Raw genomic sequence first — 20,310 nt, 5'->3', positions numbered from 1 at the left:
TCTTACCTTACAATCATCACATACCCCTTGTACACTTTCTCATCTCCGCTGCATAGCTTCACTTTCAGGACATAGAAGTAGGTGCCTTCGTGCAGGCCGCTGCCATCCCAGTTGTTTTCGTAATAAGGGCTGCGGTATACTTCGTTGCCCCAACGGTTCAGGATGGTCAGCTCTTTTTCAGGGAAGTTAGCCAGGTTCTCAATTATCCAGGTATCGTTGTTTCCATCGCCGTTCGGCGTAAATACATTTGGTACTATAACCTCAGCTTCCAGGAAACTGGTATTAGGCACCAGCTCTGCCTGCTCGCTTAAGCATTGGCCATTGCTGGCTACTACCGTTATCTTACCAGTTGCTTTACCTGCATTTACTGTAATTCTGTTTGTGCCCTGCCCTGTGGCAATCGTCCATCCTTCCGGAACGGTCCACTTGTAAGACTGCGCTCCTTCGAGTGGAGTCATTTCGTATACCAGCCCGTCGCATGCTGAACTAAGGTCTGTTATTACTCCAACACGGTTCAGGTTTCGCAGTTGTACTTTCACAGCAGCATCGGCTGTTGCGCCACAGCCGTTGGTAGCGGCTACTTTAACGGTACCTGCCTTGTTTCCGGCTTTCACGGTTAAGGTGTTTGTGCCCTGGCCGTTAACAATCGTCCAGCCCTGTGGTATGGTCCAGGAATAGCCGCTGGCAAGTTCTACTTTAGCAACGGCGTATACAACCGTCTCATTTTCGCATACTACCTGCTCACCGGAAATAGCGCCGATAGCTGCCGGCGGCGAACCTACCGGATTAACGGGCAGTACGGTTTCTTCGCTGGCGCCACAGGCATTTATTGCTTTCACTTTGACCAGGCCAGAGGTTGCGGTTGCTTTAACTGTTATTTTATTTGTGCCGTGGCCCTGCAAGATGGTCCAGCCTTGTGGTAAGATCCAGTCATAAGAAACCACATTGGCATCAGCTTGAACGGTATATTGTGTGTCTGCGCCGGTACACGGGTCCGGAGCACCGCTGGTTAGTTTTGGCGCAGCAGGAAGCGTTTGTGTTACAGCGTTTATACTTGCTTCTACAGGTTGGCCGCAGCCGTTGCCTATTTTAACTTTAATGAGCCCTGCTTCTGTTCCGGCTGTAACTTTAATAACAGTTGTGCCTTGTCCTTCTGTTAGCTGCCATCCCTGCGGCACTTCCCACTGGTAACTGGTTGCCCCGTTTACAGCCGGGATGCTATAAGTAAGCGAAGCAGCTCCCTGACAGAACGGGCTGGCTGGTTTTGTAATAACCGGAGGTATAAGTTGAATTGCAGAGGGAGCTACGGCAAGCTTTGTTTCGGGCCCAGGAGAGCCGCAGCTATTCACTGCCGCTACCCCGATGTTTCCTGAATTTTTGCCTGCTCTAACTGTAAGCGATACCGTGCCCTGCCCCGAAACAATAGTCCAGCCAGCAGGTACAGACCAGGCATAAGAAGCTGCTGTTCCTACCGCATTTATCGAATAAGTTTGCGTTGCGCCTTCGCACATGGCAATGGCACCGGTTATTTTACCAAGTGTGATAAGCGACAGATCTGAAACTTTGATTGTTTTGCCCAGGTACGTTTCGCCGCAGCCATTTTTAGCGGTTACGCCTACTTCGCCTTCCTTTGTGCCTACTTTAACCTGTACTGCTGCTGTTCCCTGGCCAGAAACGATGCTCCAGCCGGCAGGCACTTTCCAGGTATAGTTATTTACATTCTGTACACCTTCTACTTTAAAAGTTGTTGTTGCACCTACGCAAGCCAGGCTATTGCCAATAATGCTTACCAGGTTTTCAGGACCACTTACGACGGCTTTTACTGCCAGGGTAGCTGTTTCTCCAATACCACAACCGTTTGTAGCTCTCACAGCTATCGTTCCGGCTTTGCCTCCTGATCTGACTGTAACTGATGTTCCGTTGTCTGCAAGCTTTTCCCATCCTTCCGGTATATCCCAGGTATAGCTGTCAGCGTTTGCTAAAGGAGCAATGCTATAGGTATACTCTGCACCGGTGCACGGAAATGTATTTCCTGTAATGACCGGTTTTGCAGGTGCTGCGTTTGTAACGATTGCGGTAAGTTGCGTTAAGCTGGTAACACCACATGCATTTACTGCCTGTACTGTAATCTTGGTTCCCCGGCTGCTGGCATTTACTACAACATCGGTTGTGCCCTGCCCCGAAACAATTTCCCAGCCATCTGAAACAGCCCATCTGTAGGAAGTTGCGTTTGCAACAGGCTCTACCCGGTATCTGATGGTTTTCTGATCCACGCACACAATTCCTAGCCCAAGTATAGCTACAGGCTTATCAGGAGGCGATGGAATTACTTTTACGCTGATGGATCCGGTACTGCTCAGGCCACATTCGTTTGTTAATTTAACAGATACTTTTCCTTGGGTCTTACCTGCTTTAACTGAGATCTTGTTGGTGCCCTGCCCTGTAATAGTCCAGTCTGCGGGTGCTTCCCAGGTATAGCTGCTAACGCCTGGCACTGTTGCCACTTCGTACACAAAGCCTGCTACGCCCTCGCATACTTCTGCCGGCCCTGAAATAACCGGCGTTGCCGGAGGTGTTACCAATGGCGTAACCAGCAACTCTAAAGGTGCGCTGCTGCCGCAGGCATTACTTGCTGTTACGGTTACTTTGCCGGCAGTAGCGTTAGCGGTTACAGTAATGGTGGTGGTGTTTTGCCCCGAAACCAGTGTCCAGCCGGTTGGGATTGTCCAGTTGTAACCGGTTGCTCCTGTAATGTTCGGAATCTGGTAAGTTGCAGTTGTATTAGCACAGGTAAACTCACTGCCTATAATGCTTGCCGGCATCTTTGGAGGGCCTAATACAGGTTGCACCTGCAAGCTGCTTGCTCCACCCGGGCCGCAATCATTCAGCGCTTTTACTGTTATCGTGCCACTGGTGCTGCCAGCCGTTACTGTTATTTTAAGTGTTCCCTGGCCAGCCGTGATGGCCCATCCTGTAGGTACTGACCAGGTATAGCCTGTTGCATTCTGAACAGCTGCGATCGAATAAGTTACTTCTTTGGATGCACAAACTGTCAGCACTTCTGTAATAGGACCAGGTATGGCAGGAGGTGTTGTAACTGGTTTAACTGCCAGTGAGTTTAGTATTCCGGTTCCACACGCATTGCTTGCTCTTACGGTGATGTTGCCTGCCGTGCTACCTACTTTAACGGTTAGTTTAGTTGAGTTCTGCCCCGAAATAATTTCCCATCCTGCCGGCACTGCCCAGGTATACCCTGTTGCGCCGGTTACTGCCGCTACCTGGTAACTGATCGTGCTGCCCACACAGCCTTGTGATGTTCCCTGTATCGGAGAGGGAGTTGTTGGTACATTTGCGGTAACTGCAACAGGTAACTGCAGCTTCTGGCTTATTCCGCACGCATTAAAGCTCTCTACTGTAACAATTCCGCCTGCATTTCCTGAGCGCGCTACGATCTGGGTTGTGCCTTGCCCTGAAATAATTTCCCAGCCGGCAGGTACCGCCCAGGTATAGCCTGAAGCGCCGGCCACTACCGGAATTTCATAGGTTGCTGTGGAGTTGATACATGGTGCCTGCTCGCCGGTAATGCTGCCTGGTTTTGCAGGTGCGCCCGGTATAGGCTGTACCTGCAAGCTACTGGCACTTCCTACCCCACAATCATTTACTGCTTTTACTGTTATCGCGCCGCTATTGCTGCCGGCATTTACGGTTATACTTAAAGAGCCCTGCCCGGCTGTTATTACCCAGCCTGCCGGAACTGTCCATGTATAGCTTTTTGCATCAGGTACCGCTTGTATGGTATACACCAGTCCTTTTTCGGTTGCACAAGCACCAATTACACCTGTAATCGGGCCGGGCTGCACAGGAGGGTCCTGCGCTGGCTTTACCGTAAGTATGGTTGCTGGCCCGGTACCGCATACATTAGTTGCTTTTACACTCAGTTCGCCGGGATCGCTGCCGACTTTTACTGTTAATCTTGCTGTATTTTGCCCTGATATGATCTCCCAGGTTGCTGGCACTGTCCAGTTATAGCCTGTTACACCAGCAACGGCTTCTACCTGGTAAACAACGGTACTGCCTACACAACCCTGTGCTGTACTTTGCGTGAAAACCGGCGCAAGTGGTAAGTCTGTTACTGCTGATACAGTAAGACTCTGCTTTTCGCTTGTTCCGCATGCGTTTACAGCTTCTACCGTAATAACACCCTGCGTACTGCCGGCATTAACGGTAATTTTTGCAGTTCCCTGCCCACCGGAAATGGACCAGCCATTGGGTACAACCCAGTTATAGCTTGCCGCATTTGCTACTGCGCTTATACTATATTCCCATCCGTTAGTGTTGGCACAAACAACGAAGGGCCCTGTAATAGGACCCGGTTTCAGAGGTGTATCTGCCTGTGATGTTACCTGTAATGATTGTGGAGGACCTTCACCACAGATGCTGCTAGCTCTGACTGTGATAAGCCCTGATGTGCTGCCAGGTGTTACAAGTATACTGGTAGGGCCTAACCGCTCATAGGTCCAGCCATCCGGAACGGCCCAGTTATAACGCGCTGCACCCACTACCGGCGCTATACTATATGTAAAAGTGCTTCCGATACAAACCTGCGTTTCGCCGGCAATGGGCCCTGAAGCTGAAAGCAGCACACAATAATTATAAGGTGCCGCCGTATTATTATTCAGGTCTTCATCCACGTTACCGCTACGCCCTTCCACGCGCGCCTGCACCGTTCCGAAACCAGACTGTGTAAGTTTTGCTTTGATGACCAACACTGCACTTTGATTAAAAGCCAGCGAGCCAATGTTCCATTCTTTTGTAGTTATATTAAAGGAGCTGCCAGGTTTTACGGAAGTATAACTAAGTATATCCCCGATCAGGCTGATGGTACCGTTCGCAATTGATTCGTCTGAAGGGCCCAGGTTTTTTGCGGTAATGGTAATGGTAACTTCTTCGCCTAGTTGGTAAGAGGTAGTCCCGCTGGTACTTGGGCTCATGGCTATACTTACGCTCAGGTCGGAAGGTGTATTGATAAGCGCCTGATTTAAGTAAATATCATTCAGCAGGGAAATAAGCCGGCCTTGCAGGTTTACGCCGGTAGCCAGGTTTATACTTCCCTGGGCAATAAAACTGCCATCTAAAATAGCATTGCTGCTGATGTCAATATTGCCTTTTACAACCCATAAGATGTTGCTTGTTGTTGCTTTGTTGGTTGCATCAATCTCTGCGCTGCGGTTTACTTTAAGGTCGTTCTCAACCTGAAAAATAAATACAGGGTTTTGCTGTCCGTTATCATCCAGGATCATGTTGCCCGCAAACACAGCATCTCCTTCAAACTTGTACACACCCGGCGTATACGTACGGTTTGCTAAGTTCCCGTTCGATAAAACTACTTCGGTTGGAGTGAGTGCTAAGGCTTGGTTAAAAGCTGTAGCGGCATCCTGCAGGGCAGTACGGGCAGCTGGTGTATTTACCTGAGTACCGCGCACAGCTATCCCTGGCGGGAACCCCGTAATGGTACCGTTTGCGACACCAACGTTTGCATTGATAACTGTTCTGCCTGTGCTGGAGATGTTTTTATCCGCGAGGGCATTGTACCCGAAAGCCGTTCCGAGAGAAGGAACCTGCTGGGCAGCAACAGAAAAACACACGGTGATAAAGCATACTAACAGTAGTATAACTTTTCCTAAAAACCTTTCCATTTAAAGATACCGGTATAAACTTTTCTCATATGACAACGAGGGGAAAACAGCAGCCGTTTTTGCACTGAAATAACGACACCATAATATTACTCAATTTGTAAATACTTTACTTAATACAATATCAAATTTTAACAAAAAATATATTTAAAGTACACTACAAATCAATTAACAACCATTTTGCACACTTATAAAAGTTGCATTATTTTTAATTAAATCCAAAAATTGCAACTTGATTTAAATTTATTGCTGTACAAAGTCTGTAATGCCAGAATATATGCCTTTGATTTACCTCGAAACTCCAATTCATTTAAAATAATTCACAGCTTTGCACTTTATTTATATCACTGATATTGAGTCTGCTAAATGCTTTCGCACTCATCTTAAGTATGAATTAACTTAGTAATAAAAAGTATACGGTATAAAAAAGCCCCCGCAGCTGGGTAGCTACAGGGGCTTTTGAAGTGTAATTGGTTTTTAGCTTACCAGATCCACTGCGGGCACATGATCCGTTTGTTATTCAGCACTTTAAAGCCGACCACGATCTCATGGGTACCGGCGCTTACCTTGTTCAGGTTAGAAACAGTCGCATCATACGAATAAGACACATCCAATAAAGGGCTTACATAAACACCCAGCATGCCAACCAGCGCATCTTTGTGGCGATAAGAGGCTCCTACCCAAAAACGCTCGTCGTATAATACGCGCACGCTGGCATCGATCGGGGACGGGCTCGGGCTGGCCAGTTTAACCATCACAGACGGAATAACATCAATGCGATCGGCGGGTTTAAGGCGGTAACTACCGGAAATAAAGTAGTGCCGCTGCATGCCTAATGCGGCCCGGTTTGCTTCGGGTGTACTAAAGGTACTGGCATCTTCCAAAAGCTGCGCGCCGGCAATACCTACTGAGAAATTTTGGGAATAAATCCATAAACCCAGGCTCAGGTCCAGTACATTATTATTGATATCGCCGCCACTAGCCAATGGGTCGCTGGGATTGGTAAAACTTAACTCTGTAGCGTTAACCGAATTGCGGATCAGGCCCGCCGCCGCGCCAGCCGATATTTTTATACTTCTGGTTAAGGGCATGTGGTAGGCATAAGAACCCGTAATCGAAGTACGGCTGAGCGGACCGGTTTTATCGGCGTGAACAGCCAGCCCGACGCCATGATGCGCCAATGCCCTGTGGTATTTGGAGTTAGTGATACCCTTGTTGATCGGGGCATGCACTGTAGCGTAATACGTAACCGGAGCACCATCTAAACCAACCCATTGCCGCCTGGTACTCAGGCGTATATCCGCATAATCTTCGATGCCGGTAATGGCAGGGTTAAGCAGGTAATTATTAAGCATGTACTGGCTGTGCTGCGGCCTTTGCTGGGCTTCTGCCTGTAGGGTAAACACCATTACAGACAACAGAACGAGGAGGATCTTCTTCATAGTGATTATCTGAGTATGGTTACGTTACCGGATATAGGCTTATCCGTTTTATTCAGGTAAATGATATAATAATAAGTGGCTACTGGTAGTTCGCTGCCGTTCCGGGTGCCATCCCATGGAGCGGCATACCCATCCGAGCTGAATACCAGATTCCCCCACCGGTTAAATACTTCCACGCGGGCTTCCGGGTACTTTCCGATGTTTTCGATCTCCCATACTTCGTTTACGTTATCCTGGTTAGGCGAGAACGCGTTTCGTACAACAATAGCCGGGATGACAGTAATTGTCACCTCATCCGTAGAAATACAGCCGCCCTGCGAGGTAGTTGTTACAGTATAAGTTGTTGTTTGCGTTGGCGTAGCAACCGGGTTTGCCACATTCGGGTCGCTTAGCCCGGTGGCTGGCTCCCATCTGAACGTATCGCCGCCGGTAGCACGCAACTCGATTGGCCTGCCTTGTATAATGGTAGCATCTTCGCCGGCATTTGCCTGCGATGCCACTACATTTACAGTAACCGGTGCGCGCGCCGAACTAACACACCCATCGTTGCCCCGCTGTGCTTCCACGTAATAGGTAATGGTTTGCGTAAGGCCAGGGATAGTAAGCTGCGGGCCTTCCCCTACCTGGGTACCGGCTGTTTCTTCTGTAAACCATTTGTAAACGATGCCTGCCACAGGGTTTGCAACCGACAACGTAACCGAGCCACCCACACAACTTGTAACATTGCGGGCTGTAAGTGTTGGCACTACCGGTTTTGGAACTACCGTTACAAGTATGGCTGCCGATGTATCAGAGCAACCGCCTGCCAGCACAATACGCCGGAACCAGGTATTCTGCAACAGGGGTTCAGGGCTGTAATCCGGGTTTGTGCTTGCGCCTGGTGCCGGGAAGAAACCTGACGTTGCACTTGTATTACTGATTTCCCATTGCCAGCCCGTTCCGCCTGAAGCCTGTGAGCCAAGTATAGTTTCCGGTGCTGTGCCCTCGCATACTTCCTGCGGTGGCGATATGATCGTATTGTTTGTGATCGCTTCGGTTACCGTTATCTCAATTACATTACTTACCAGCACACTGCAGTTTGCACCTCTCGCTGACAGTATCCTACGGAACCAGGTTGTTTGCTGGAGCGTGCCGGGCGTATAGCTCGGTGCGTTATTGGTACCGGTGGCCGGCACAAACGAAGCGTCATCGTTCGGGCCGGAGGTGCTGCTTTGCCAGATATAGTCGTAGCGGCCGTTGCCACCTGTTGGGGCATCTCCTGTTCCGATTAAAGGCTTAGGTGCTTCACCTATACAGATATCCTGCGGATCGCCGATCGTATTGTTAGCCAGCCTCGGGAAAACGCTGATTTTAATTGGTGCTGACGGCACACTACAACCATTGAGGTTTACAACACGCCGCACCCAGATGGCTTCCTGTGTTGGAGGTGCACCGAATGTATAATCCTGTGCATTATTCGGAGCCGGTGCCGACACAAAGCCTTCTGTAGCGCTAACCGTGCTGATTTCCCAGGTTATAATAGCGCCGGCCTGCGATACAGGTGTGCCTGTAACCGGGTTTGGTTGTTCGCCCTGGCAGATTTCCTGGTTGCCGCTGATGATATTATTATTCTGGATAGGTGGCACGGCAAGCAATTGTACGGCATTACTTGTATCTGCTTTGCAGGCTGCTGCACCGCTTACAATGCGCCTGAACCAGGTTGTACTGGTAAGAGCAGGAGGCGTATAATCTTTCTGGCTGGCTGTTGGGCCTGGCGCTGCTACAAAACCTGCATCCGGGCCTGTGGTGCTGAATATCCAAGTATACGTATCGCCGCCACTTGGCGTACTGCCTGTAATAGGCGCAGTTGGTGCGTTGCCAATACAAACGGTTGGCTGTGCTGGCTCCTGAATGGTATTATCTGCAATAGGAGGGTTAACGGTTATCACCACTGCCACCCGATCGCTGGCACAGCCTTGGGCCGTTATGGTTTCCACGTAATAAGTGGCACCAACGGTTAAAGCCGGTGTTGTAAAGCTAAGGGCAGGTGCAGCATTAAGCGGCACAGCATCCGGGTTGTTAGCATCATAAAAGTTATAGGCAGGCCCGGGGCCAGATGGCGTTATGGTTACCTGATCGCCGGTGCAAGCTGTCAGATTTTCCACAACGGGTGCCGCGGCCGGCGGGTTAACAGTAACCAGTTGAGGTGGCACAGGGCCGATGTCATCACTGGCACCGCATTCGTTTGTTACTTTTACCTCCACTCTATAAGGCGTAGCCCTCACAGGGAAATTAAATTCCGGATACTGCGCTGTTGAACGCGGCTGCCCATCCACAAACCACTGGTAAGTTACCGTATTGCCAAAGTTGGGATCATAGAATACCGTTTGGGCATCATACTTTATAGTAGTCTCGCCGCACACTGTTATATCGCCCGCCAGTTGCGCCTGCGGGTATCCAACAATAACACTTTGCTCGGTGGTATCGCTGCCGCAACTGTTCGACACAATCAGCTCGATGTTAAATACTCCAGGCGTTTCGAAAAGCAGCCGTAAGGTATCCTGGTCGAAACCGCCTTGCTCTACCGAGAAGCCACCGTTGTTAGGTTCTTTTACTGTCCATTTATATGACAGGCCGCCGCCGCTGGAACTATCGCCGAGGGCAACAATAATAGGCGTGCAGCTTTGTGGCGTGCTTTTGGGTTCTTTATTGAATGTTAAGTTCGCTTCCGGCTTTTTGTTGTACTGAAACACCGCTTCGAACGGAGTGGCTGCGTCGCAACCTGCATTATTTACTGCTCTTATCCGGATAGGGTAATTGCCAAGCGAATCGTAAGGGGCCGGGCTTTTTAACGGAAACGGGTTCGGCTGGCCGGTATACTGTACTTCGCCCTTGCCATCTCCCCAATCAATAAAATAAGTCGCAATATCCGTTAAATAAGGTGCCTGCGTTGTGTTCTGGATTTCTGCAAAAACAGTCGTGTCCTTAGCGGCCAAACCATCGCGCAGACAAATCTGAAAGTTGTTTGTTTCTGTAAAAGATACCTCCGGTGTCTGTTTGATCGCTACCTGTATGGAGTTCTGGTTAGTGCATCCGCCCTGTGTACGCACTGCCTGTACTCTGACCGTATACCCGATAGGCTGGCCACCGCTTACACCAACCGCCTGGTACGTATGCGGCACATCGGTTGCACCGGTCGCCACCGTACCATCGCCAAAATCCCATCTGTATTCTACACCATCTTCGGGGTTTTGGACGCTGAACAGAATCTGGTCGCCGCCGCATATATCACCCGCTGTAGGGTTGGGAGGGTTGGTAACGATAACAGGTTGCAGGGGAGGATCATTTACTGTAACCGTAACCGCATTTGTTCGGATAGCCACACAGCCTGAGCCGGTTGCCTGCGCATAGTATTCACCGGGCTGCGTTATACTGAAAACCCCGGTGTTATTGGTGCGCTCAGATACACCATCTTTAAACAGCTCCCAGGAGGTAATCGTAAATTGTGCCGAACCAGTCAGAACAGCGGTTTCGCCGTTACAGATCGTGACTTTATCTACCGAAATAGCAGCGGAGCAGGTTTGGGCATATGTTTGTTGGACTGAGAGCAGCAGCAAAGCCAACTGCAATAAGAAAAGTAGCTTGCGTAATGATGGGTGCATCAGGCTAAAAGTATAGGGTGAAAAGCGGTATCAAGGGTCTGTTTCAGGTAAACTCAATCAAAAAATAAGGAACGTAGCATATAAAGCATTTCGTATTTGCCCTATGTTATTAATAATCAATTACTTAAAATAAAGGTAATAGAAAGGAAGCTATTACCTCACCTCCACATTATGCAATCCGGGCTAAAAAGGTTACATAATCTTTAAATTATTTTTTTACTATAAAGTATAAATTACCCAAGATGCTCTCTTCCAACAGGTTTCAGGCTGCGTTGTTTGCATTTACCTGCCGTAATGTTGATCCATTTTGTTATTTTTGTATGATATGGCTGTTAGCTTATGCAGCATTTACCAGCCACATCGTATACTTCACAAACCCGGACTGCCGTTTTGTTTTCAGCTTAAACGTACCGGATTTTGCCAAACTATTATCGTGTAAAAAGCTGCCAATAAAGCCGCACTTTACATTTGCGCCAGGCTGTTTAAGCAAATTCCGGATAAACTTCCTGAACATGCGCTGCGCTTTCTTTTAATTTAAAGTTATAAAGTACACATGACGCACCTACCACCGCTGATCTTAGATTTAGGCCTTATACTTGGGGCAGCCGGTTTTACAACGCTTATCTTTAAAAAACTGAAACAGCCCCTGGTTCTAGGGTATATCATTGCCGGTTTGCTGGTAGGGCCGCATTTCTCTCTGTTTCCAAGTATAGTTGAAACCGAAAACATCACGATCTGGGCCGAGATAGGCGTTATTTTTCTACTGTTCAGTTTAGGGCTGGAGTTCAGTTTTAAGAAGCTGGTAAAGGTCGGGGGATCTTCCTCTATCATTGCCCTTACCGAAGTAGTGGTGATGCTGGCGCTGGGGTACATGTCAGGTAAATTCCTGGGCTGGTCTACGATGGATAGTATCTTTCTGGGCGGCATACTTTCTATTTCATCTACCACTATTATTATCCGGGCTTTTGATGAGCTGGGTGTAAAAACGCAACGGTTTGCAGGCCTGGTATTCGGGGTGCTGATCGTGGAAGACCTGGTAGCTATTTTGCTGATGGTTTTGCTTTCGACGTTGGCCGTAAGCCAGCAGTTTGCCGGAACCGAGATGCTCTATGCCGTACTGAAGCTGGCTTTCTTCCTGGTTGTATGGTTTCTGGCGGGTATTTTTATCGTGCCTACCTTGCTTAAAAAAGCATCCAAACTGATGAATGATGAAACGCTCCTGATCGTTTCTATTGCGCTTTGTTTGCTGATGGTTATACTGGCGGCACAGGTTGGTTTCTCGCCGGCGCTGGGTGCTTTTATCATGGGCTCCATACTTGCCGAAACTACAAAAGCCGAAAAAATCGAGCACCTGGTTGCCTCTGTTAAAGACTTGTTCGGCGCTATTTTCTTTGTCTCTGTCGGTATGCTGATTAACCCGGAAACCATTATTACTTATGCCGGCCCGATTGCTTTAATTACAGTGGTAACGCTGGTGGGCAAAGTAGTAAGTGTAACAGGCGGCGGACTGATGGCCGGGCAGGGAATGAAAACTTCTATTCAGGCAGGTATGAGCGTTTCGCAGATCGGCGAGTTTTCTTTTATTATCGCGACGCTTGGCCTTACGCTTAACGTAACCAGCGATTTCCTGTACCCGGTAGCGGTGGCGGTTTCTGCCATCACCACATTTACAACGCCTTACATGATCCGGTTCTCGGGACCATTGCACCAATCCATCGAAAAAATATTGCCTAACCGCTGGAAAAGCTCTATTAACGAGTACAGTTCCGGGGCACAGGCCATTACCACTACCAGCGACTGGAAACTTGTACTCAGGTCTTATGCCATTAACCTGGTGGTATATTCTGTTATCATGATTTCGATTGCAGTGCTGGGTGCCCGGTTTGTGCGGCCGTTTATTTCAGAAAACCTGATCAATGGTGTTTGGGGCGATATTATTTCGGTAGGTATCCTGTTGATTTTTATGGCCCCTTTCCTTTGGGCGCTGGCGGTGCATCATCCGCAAAAAGAGGCACAGGGCCGTATCTGGGCTAACCGTAATTTCAGAAGCCTGATCATTGTACTTGTATTTGTGCGCATCGGTATTGCCATCCTGTTTATTGAGCTGCTCCTGAACCAGTTTTTCTCTGTCGGCACATCGGTAGCGGTTGGTTTGGTAATTGTAGCGTTGCTCGTTGTTTTCTCTAAGCGGATACAGAATTTCTATATCCGGATCGAGAACCGGTTTATGGCAAACCTGAACGCCCGCGAGATAAGCGAAGCCAGCAAAATGCACCACAGCATCGTTCCTTGGGATGCACACCTGGTTAGTTTTGATATTTCAGCTTCTTCGGCAGCAGTAGGCGCCACCCTATTTGATCTGCAGATACGGGAGCGGTTTGGTTTTAATGTGGCCGTAATTGAGCGCGGCGACCGTACCATTGTAGCCCCAACCCGCAACGAAAGGATTTTCCCGGGAGACAAGATCTATGTATTCGGATCGGATGATGAGATCGAAGCGTTCCGAAACTTTATCGAGACCGCAGAAACCTCTTACGCTAACCAGGATCCGGACAAGGAAGATATCACACTCCAAAAACTGGTCGTGTCTTCGAAATCGGGCTTGCGTAACAAAACCGTACGCGAGTCGGGTATCCGCGAAAAAACCAAAGGCCTGATCGTGGGCATCGAGAAAAACGGCGAGCGTATCCTTAACCCCGACTCAGGACTCCGTTTTGAGGAAGGCGACATTCTCTGGATTGTGGGCAGCCCATCGCGTATAAAACTCCTTGAATCCGGGAAAACGGAAAAAGCAGAATTTCAGCTTTAAGTGTACTTATACTTTAGAATTACCGGAATAAAGTATGATCAGGCTACCAGCCACGCAAGGGCTTTGTCTTTATCGGTAAACGTCACCATCTCGAAGTGGGTAGCTACCTGTTCCTGCATCCTATCGGCGAGGGTTTCTCTGGCGGCTATCCCGGAGTGCAGACGGGCCATGCGCTGGAGGCGGGTTTCCTTTAGCTTCTGGAGGAAATCGTTGAGTAAGAAGGAGTAAGTTTCGTTATCTACGGCTACAATTCTTTTACGCGAGTCCATCAAAAGCCTTTTTACATCGTAATGACTTACTGTGGTGGCTATGGCCTGAAAAGCTTCCTGTATCTCAAGCTTGTAAAATTCATTCACCTGAGATAGATCCGCTGTCAGGATATCTGTGGCAGGATCATAATCGAGCCTTACAGCATAACTTTCAAATAATATCATGGCTAAAATTAGTAAAGTTATGCAACACACTAAACTGTAGCTTAACCGCTGCCGGCATACAAGTAAAAACCATTAATGTAGCGCATTTATACTTTAAATCCAGCGTCCTGCAAGGCTCACTCTGGCAATACAAGTATAAGTTAAACAGATAAGTTTAGATTACAAAACATGTAGCGGGCTTTGCTGTTGTACAGTTTCTCAGAAAATTCACAAGTACCTTTAACTGTTTTTAGTTATATCACTTCTTCCCCATGAGATTTATACTTATACTTTGCTTGTTGCTGCCCTTAGCTGTATTTGCGCAAACAGGCATTATTACGGGCACCATCCGGGATGTGAACACGCAGGAGCCGCTTATTGGCGTTTCGGTGGCGCTTAGTGGCACTTCGGCAGGCACGGTCAGTAACGAGACGGGCACGTACCGCCTCACCGATATTCCGCTGGGCAGTTATACTATTGTTGCTTCGTATGTGGGCTACCAGGCAGTAAGTAAATTTAACGTAAACGTAACGTCCGGTAATATCCAGATCATCAACTTCAGCCTGTCGCCATCTACTAATAAACTGGAAGAAGTAGAAATTGTAGCCAACCGCACGCAAAGCGCTGCCATCGCCGACTTGGTTACGCCGCTCTCCGTGCAAAGCCTGAGCACCGAAGAAATACGCAGTAACCCCGGCGGTAATTTCGACATCTCGAAAGTGGTGCAGGTATTGCCGGGCGTGGCTACAGCAGGTACAGGTGGTGGCAGCCGCAACGACCTGATTATAAGAGGAGGTGCGCCCAACGAAAACGTATATTATCTGGATGGCATCGAGATACCGCTCATCAACCATTTTACCACGCAAGGCAGTGCCGGCGGCGCCACAGGTATACTGAATGTTTCTTTTATCGAGGATCTGAAAGTAAGTTCGTCGGCTTTTGATGCGCGTTATGGCAATGCGCTGGCTTCGGTGTTCGAGTTCAGGCAACGCTACGGCAACCCCGACCGCTTTTCGGGTAACGTGCGCCTGAGTGGTTCTGAGTTTGCCACCACCCTGGAAGGGCCGATTTCGCCTAAAACAACCTACCTGGTTTCGGCGAGGCGCTCTTACCTGCAGTTCCTGTTTAAGCTACTCGACTTACCTATCCGCCCTAATTACTGGGATTTCCAGTATAAAGTAGACCATAAGATCGATGCTAAAACATCACTCTCTTTTATAGGCGTAGGAGCGATAGATGAGTTCTCGTTTGGCGTTCCCCGCAACAGCACGCCCGAAAACGAATACATCCTGCGTTCTATTCCGCTCAACAATCAATGGAATTATACCACCGGCGTATCTTTAAAAAGGCTGGTAGAAGATGGCTATGTAAACCTGGCACTCAGCCGCAGTGCTTTCAACATCGACCTCGAAAAGTATGAAGATGCCCAAAATACCAATGCAGCGCTGCGTACACTTAAGTCGACTTCCCGCGAAACAGAAAACAAGTTCAGGCTGGATGTGAACAAGTATAAAAACGGCTTTAAGTATGCCTATGGCGTTTCGGGGCAATACGTGCAGTTCAAAAACGACCTGTTCAACATCATCCGCAAAGAAGTACGCGACGAACAGAACAACCTGGTGCAGCCCGGCATTACCGTTAATTATAACACCGAACTCGATTTTTTCAGGTACGGCGCCTTCGGGCAGGTTTCCAGATCTATACTTGCTAACAAACTGGGCTTATCGCTTGGCGTACGAACCGACCTGAACACTTTTACCGAAACCGGCAATAACCCGCTTAAAACACTTTCGCCGCGCTTGTCGGCATCGTACCTGCTTTCTGATAAATGGACACTTAACGCCTCTACCGGGATTTATTACAAACTGCCGATCTACACGGTTTTAGGCTACCGCGAAAACGGGCAGTTCCTGAACAAAGACGCAGAATATACCAGATCCATACATTACGTACTGGGCACCGAGTTTTTGCCGCGCCCGGACCTGCGCTTTACACTGGAAGGTTTTTACAAGGATTACAGTAATTACCCGGTTTCGGTGCGGGATGGCATTTCATTGGCTAACCAGGGTGGTGATTTTGGTTCTATTGGTAACGAGGCAGTTAATACAACAGGCGAGGGCCGCGCGTATGGGATGGAATTTTACCTCCAGAAAAAACTGACCGGTACGGTATTTTCGGTGTTATCTTATACGTATGTCGTAAGTGAGTTTGCCGGCACCGATGGTCGTTTTATTTCCAGTGCCTGGGATTACAGGCATCTGATCTCGGGCCTGATCGGTAAGAAATTGCCGCGTAACTGGGAAGCTGGCGCCAAGTATCGTTTTGCCGGTGGTGCGCCTACTACACCTTTCAACCTTGAAGCTTCACAACGCAACTACGGCTCACTGGGCGTTGGCATCCTGGATTACAGCAGGCTTAACTCGGACAGGCTGCGCCCTTTCAGCCAGCTGGATGTGCGCATCGATAAAAAATGGAATTTCAACCGCATCACCCTCGACCTGTTCCTGGATATCGCCAATGTACTGGGCAGCAACACCCCGGGGTATGACCGTTATACTTTCCAGCGAAACACCGGCAATACTGGTTTTGCTACCACCGATAACAACCCCTTACGTGAAGACGGCAGCAATGCTATTCCGCTTATTCTGAAAAACGACGATGGTAATCTGGTACCGACATTAGGTTTTATAGTTGAATTTTAACTGCTTCCCGTATTTATACTTTATAGATGATATAATACTTCAGTTCTAACCCCTCACTATGAAAAATATAAAAGTATTAGCGATTCTGAACACAGTGTTTTTCCTGATTCACCTGGTACCCTCGCAACTCACACAATTCGGGTTTTTCAATGGCAAAACCATCGGCGAAGTATCAGCAAACTACCCGACGCTTTTTACGCCAGCCGGCATCACGTTTTCTATCTGGGGTTTGATCTACGTGGCCCTTACAGCTTTCTGTATTTACCACCTCATAAAAGCGTACAAAGCCGCTGAAACCCACGAAGCCAACCAGGACCTGCTGCGCCTGGGCTATCTTTTTATCGTGAATAACCTGGCTACCGGCGCCTGGACCATTGCCTGGGTATATGAGGCCTTGGTACTTTCGGTGGTACTGATGCTGATACAACTGATCACTTTAATTGCTATCCAGATCAGGCTGAATATGTACGATCCGGGACGCTCCAGAGCGTTTAAGTGGTTTACACAGTTTCCGTTGAGCATTTATTTTGGGTGGATCTGTATTGCGACGGTGGCCAACATTAGTGCGGCGCTGGTTGGCTTGCAATGGGACGGTTTTGGTTTATCAGATGCTACCTGGGCTATGATCATGATCGTGATCGCAACGCTCATCACCACTTTTGTTGTCCTGAACAGGCGCAACCCGTTTGTAGGTTTGGTAACTGTGTGGGCTTTTTACGGGATCGTTTTAAAGCACCAGGAACTAAACGTAGCAGCCAGCCCAAGTATAACAACAACAGCCTGGGCAGGATTAGTGCTTGTAGCTTTGGCCGTACTTTACCAGTTCTATCGTAATTCAAAGATTCCCGCAGCGGTGTAAATTTATAGGTTGGGTTGAAGGATAAATTGCTGGTTGTAGTGTGGTTCGTAATTTACCCACTCCTAATCCCTCCTAGGAGGGGAACTTTACTATAAGAATAATATTTTCGGCCAGATTTTAAAGTATAGAACTGTAGATACATTCTCCTTTTGGGAGGGCAAGGGGTGGGTTTTATACTTTGTCTATACTTTATCAGAACAGACATTATATCTCCATCCAAAGTATAAACTTACAGGATGCGGTAGAAGATAAAGTACATCATGGCCAGGTTAAAACCTGCATGGCTTGCCACTGCCCCCCAAACCGAACCCGTTTGTTGCTTGCACACAAAAAATATCCTGCTCGTTACGAACATAAAGAACACCCATACCAAAGCCGGTAGAAACAGGAACTCCCATTTGCCCAAAGTATAAATTATGCCAAAGTGCGCCAGATGCGTGATGGCAAACGCCAGACTATCCAGCACAGAAGCTTTGTACTCGCTTGTATTAACGGCTAAACTGCCGTGCACCACGCCTCTGTAAAAAAGCTCCTCGCCAATAGGGCTGAATGACATCCCGATCACAGCGTAAATAATAAAATAAATAAGCCGGTCTGCATCCGAAAAGCCGGTCCTGGAAACTGCATACGACTTCGAGATGTAGACAAAGGAGTTACTGATCGTATCGCTGAACAAAAATTCTGTCACAAAAAAGGCAACGGCACAAACCGCCGCCCCGATCAGAAAAGAGAACACAAGCCAGCTATACTTTTCAGGCTTTTTCATCCCGATTTGCTGCCTTCCTGCTTTGGTCAGAAACAGGAATGGCGTTAAGCCCATCAGCAGAAAAACCAGTGGCACTAAGTTATAGTTGCCCGTTACGTTTGCCTGCAGCACAAGTATAAACCGCGGTATCCCGATCAGGAAAATAAGGATACAACCAAGTTGCCAGTTAAATTTAAATGCTTTCTGCCAGACAGGTTTTAGCACATCGCTTTTTATACTTTGCTGTTGTGTAGCCATGCGTTCTGGAGAATAAATTTAATTACGTTTATACTAAATAGTATAAGTAATATAAGCAAAATGATGGTTATATACAGCAATAGCTACTTACCAATACGAAAGGTTTGTGCTAAGTTCCTATTTTGGGAAGACAGAAGGATTGATATTTTTTAAGCTTTTAATTCTATTTATCATTTAAGTATAATTTGTTTTTAGCTAAATACAGTTTATTTTTTCTTTATTGTGCTGATTTACAAGACTTTTAAAAAACTTTAAGCACAAATATATAAGATAACTATCTTTAAACTGAAGTTATATATGCCATATTGCAAAGTAAAATTCCCAAAGTACTATATATGATTTCCCATATTGGGATAATTTTGGCACACGCATTTGGCAAAATAGGCCTCAGAACGCATTTAAAGCAGGTTTTAGTTTTCTGGCACAGGTTTGGAATTAAGGTTTATAACACAGACACAAACCAAGACCTAAAAACTAAACTATAATGAACAAGATCCTTACTTTCGTAACTGCACTTGCCCTTATCTTTACTGTAAACACTGCTTTTGCCGGTAGCAACAATAACAAGGCTGTAGCTTTACTTACGCACCAGGTTGATCGTAACACGATTCAGGAGTTGAAGTTAAATGAGATGGCTTATATCCAGTTAAAGGATCTTACTAAAAATTACAGAGCAGAAGCGGAAGTAACAAAAGTATTATTTGCTTCGGATGCTCAAACGCTTGCTACCCGTCTGCAAGAACTTGAAAACCGTTACACAATAGAACTTAGTAAAGTTCTTACTCCTTCTCAGATTGAAGGCTTCACGCAGAGAATGATTATTGCTTCTAAATAAGCTCAGCACAAAATATACTTTACAACAGCGGCGCCTGTTTCCTGGTTAAGGAAGCAGGCGCCGCTGTTTTGTGTAATCTGAATATGCGATTAACAGGAAAGTATAATTTAATTTACGCTTGGCAGGCAAGGCCTTTTGGAAAGCACTACCATCAGGCATTACATAGCCGGGTTTGTTGTTTCCCTGTTTTCAGTCCTACTAATTACTAAAATACTTTCCTTAAAAAGGCTATACCGCGTATTACCTCACTTTACAGAACTGACGCAGCCATCGTTTTGCTTCTTCCAGCTCAAAAAACACTTTTGTTTCGACGTGCGTCTGCGAGTTTTTAAAATTTTCTAGCCCCACTCCAGCGATTGCCTCAGGTGCTACAACCAGTGCCATGTGCTTAAGGCCTGCCTTGCTGGCCTGCGGTGCCCACTCTATGGCTGTCCATTGAGAGTAGCTGATCGGCCCCACCACCAACGATAAATCACCTAAAACACATTCCAGGCCTGTTTGGCGTATCGTATCGGTTAGCGCGGCCATACCCGTTTTAATATTGTTTTCGCTTTGGTAGCCTTCACGTATATAGCGCAGCCACTTCTCTTCCCGGTCTACATAAATTGTCATGTATACTTTGCCGAAAGAGTTTGTAAGACGGTGTATCATAGCTGAAGGAAACAATCTTTTTAAAAGCAGATTATTTAGGTAAGTTCCTGATTCTTATGAGGCTTATGATGCGATTCGTTTACCTTTACCAGTAACAGTAGCTTTAAGTTTTACATCTTGCTCATTCTGTTTATTCGTCAGGTAGAAGAATGCTGCCAGTCTTACTTCTGCGGCTTTTACCCATTGGTAATTGGTTGCAGTTGCCTGGAGTAAACAACCTGTTGCCCACAGATAGGAAAACAAAATCTGGTCACCATTTTGG

At 47.4% G+C, this 20,310-nt stretch carries 11 protein-coding genes; 5 read left to right on the top strand and 6 right to left on the bottom strand.

The genetic code is table 11. The annotated features are described in order from the left end of the window. Nucleotides 1–2: 2 nt before the first annotated feature. The 3 genes from DP923_RS04725 to DP923_RS04715 all read right to left on the bottom strand — a co-directional run bounded on the left by DP923_RS04725 (nucleotide 3) and on the right by DP923_RS04715 (nucleotide 10,776). The gene (locus tag DP923_RS04725; RefSeq protein ID WP_112304625.1) at nucleotides 3–5,696 is read right to left on the bottom strand and encodes an ice-binding family protein; all 5,694 of its coding nucleotides are present in this window, start codon (nucleotides 5,694–5,696) and stop codon (nucleotides 3–5) included. A gap of 479 nt (nucleotides 5,697–6,175) precedes the next feature. After that, complete coding sequence (locus DP923_RS04720; protein WP_112304624.1) at nucleotides 6,176–7,135, bottom strand: PorP/SprF family type IX secretion system membrane protein; 960 nt, start codon at nucleotides 7,133–7,135, stop codon at nucleotides 6,176–6,178. 5 nt (nucleotides 7,136–7,140) lie between these two features. After that, complete coding sequence (locus tag DP923_RS04715) at nucleotides 7,141–10,776, bottom strand: Ig-like domain-containing protein (RefSeq protein WP_112304623.1); 3,636 nt, start codon at nucleotides 10,774–10,776, stop codon at nucleotides 7,141–7,143. Between the two features lie 320 nt (nucleotides 10,777–11,096). On the opposite strand from DP923_RS04715, the gene DP923_RS16570 reads away from it, so the two are divergent. After that, entirely contained in the window at nucleotides 11,097–11,309 is a 213-nt protein-coding gene (locus DP923_RS16570) for a hypothetical protein (protein ID WP_125047637.1), read from the top strand. 20 nt (nucleotides 11,310–11,329) lie between these two features. Continuing rightward, nucleotides 11,330–13,585 (top strand): cation:proton antiporter, encoded by a 2,256-nt coding sequence (locus tag DP923_RS04710; protein ID WP_112304622.1) that lies wholly within the window; start codon nucleotides 11,330–11,332, stop codon nucleotides 13,583–13,585. 38 nt (nucleotides 13,586–13,623) lie between these two features. Here the strand turns inward: DP923_RS04710 and DP923_RS04705 are convergent, their stop codons facing one another. Beyond that, a complete protein-coding gene (locus DP923_RS04705; RefSeq protein ID WP_112304621.1) occupies nucleotides 13,624–14,019 on the bottom strand; it encodes a hypothetical protein in 396 nt (131 codons plus the stop codon). Between the two features lie 251 nt (nucleotides 14,020–14,270). On the opposite strand from DP923_RS04705, the gene DP923_RS04700 reads away from it, so the two are divergent. Together DP923_RS04700 and DP923_RS04695 are read left to right on the top strand one after the other, a co-directional pair. Next, nucleotides 14,271–16,700 (top strand): TonB-dependent receptor, encoded by a 2,430-nt coding sequence (locus DP923_RS04700; RefSeq protein WP_112304620.1) that lies wholly within the window; start codon nucleotides 14,271–14,273, stop codon nucleotides 16,698–16,700. 58 nt (nucleotides 16,701–16,758) lie between these two features. Continuing rightward, nucleotides 16,759–17,559, top strand: coding sequence for a hypothetical protein (locus tag DP923_RS04695; protein WP_112304619.1), 801 nt, complete (start codon nucleotides 16,759–16,761; stop codon nucleotides 17,557–17,559). A gap of 229 nt (nucleotides 17,560–17,788) precedes the next feature. On the opposite strand, the gene DP923_RS04690 is transcribed toward DP923_RS04695, so the two are convergent. Then, the gene (locus DP923_RS04690; protein ID WP_112304618.1) at nucleotides 17,789–18,562 is read right to left on the bottom strand and encodes a CPBP family intramembrane glutamic endopeptidase; all 774 of its coding nucleotides are present in this window, start codon (nucleotides 18,560–18,562) and stop codon (nucleotides 17,789–17,791) included. A gap of 484 nt (nucleotides 18,563–19,046) precedes the next feature. Between DP923_RS04690 and DP923_RS04685 the strand changes: the two genes are divergently transcribed. After that, nucleotides 19,047–19,397, top strand: coding sequence for a hypothetical protein (locus DP923_RS04685; protein ID WP_112304617.1), 351 nt, complete (start codon nucleotides 19,047–19,049; stop codon nucleotides 19,395–19,397). A 240-nt stretch (nucleotides 19,398–19,637) separates the two neighbouring features. On the opposite strand, the gene DP923_RS04680 is transcribed toward DP923_RS04685, so the two are convergent. Further along, entirely contained in the window at nucleotides 19,638–20,048 is a 411-nt protein-coding gene (locus DP923_RS04680) for a hypothetical protein (protein ID WP_112304616.1), read from the bottom strand. Between the last annotated feature and the right edge of the window lie 262 nt (nucleotides 20,049–20,310).

Origin of the sequence: Pontibacter arcticus, assembly GCF_003284895.1 — a bacterium.
Taxonomy (GTDB): Bacteria; Bacteroidota; Bacteroidia; order Cytophagales; family Hymenobacteraceae; genus Pontibacter; species Pontibacter arcticus.
The sequence above is the reverse complement of the archived record's forward strand: the minus strand, read 5'-3'. Positions and strand labels throughout refer to the sequence as shown.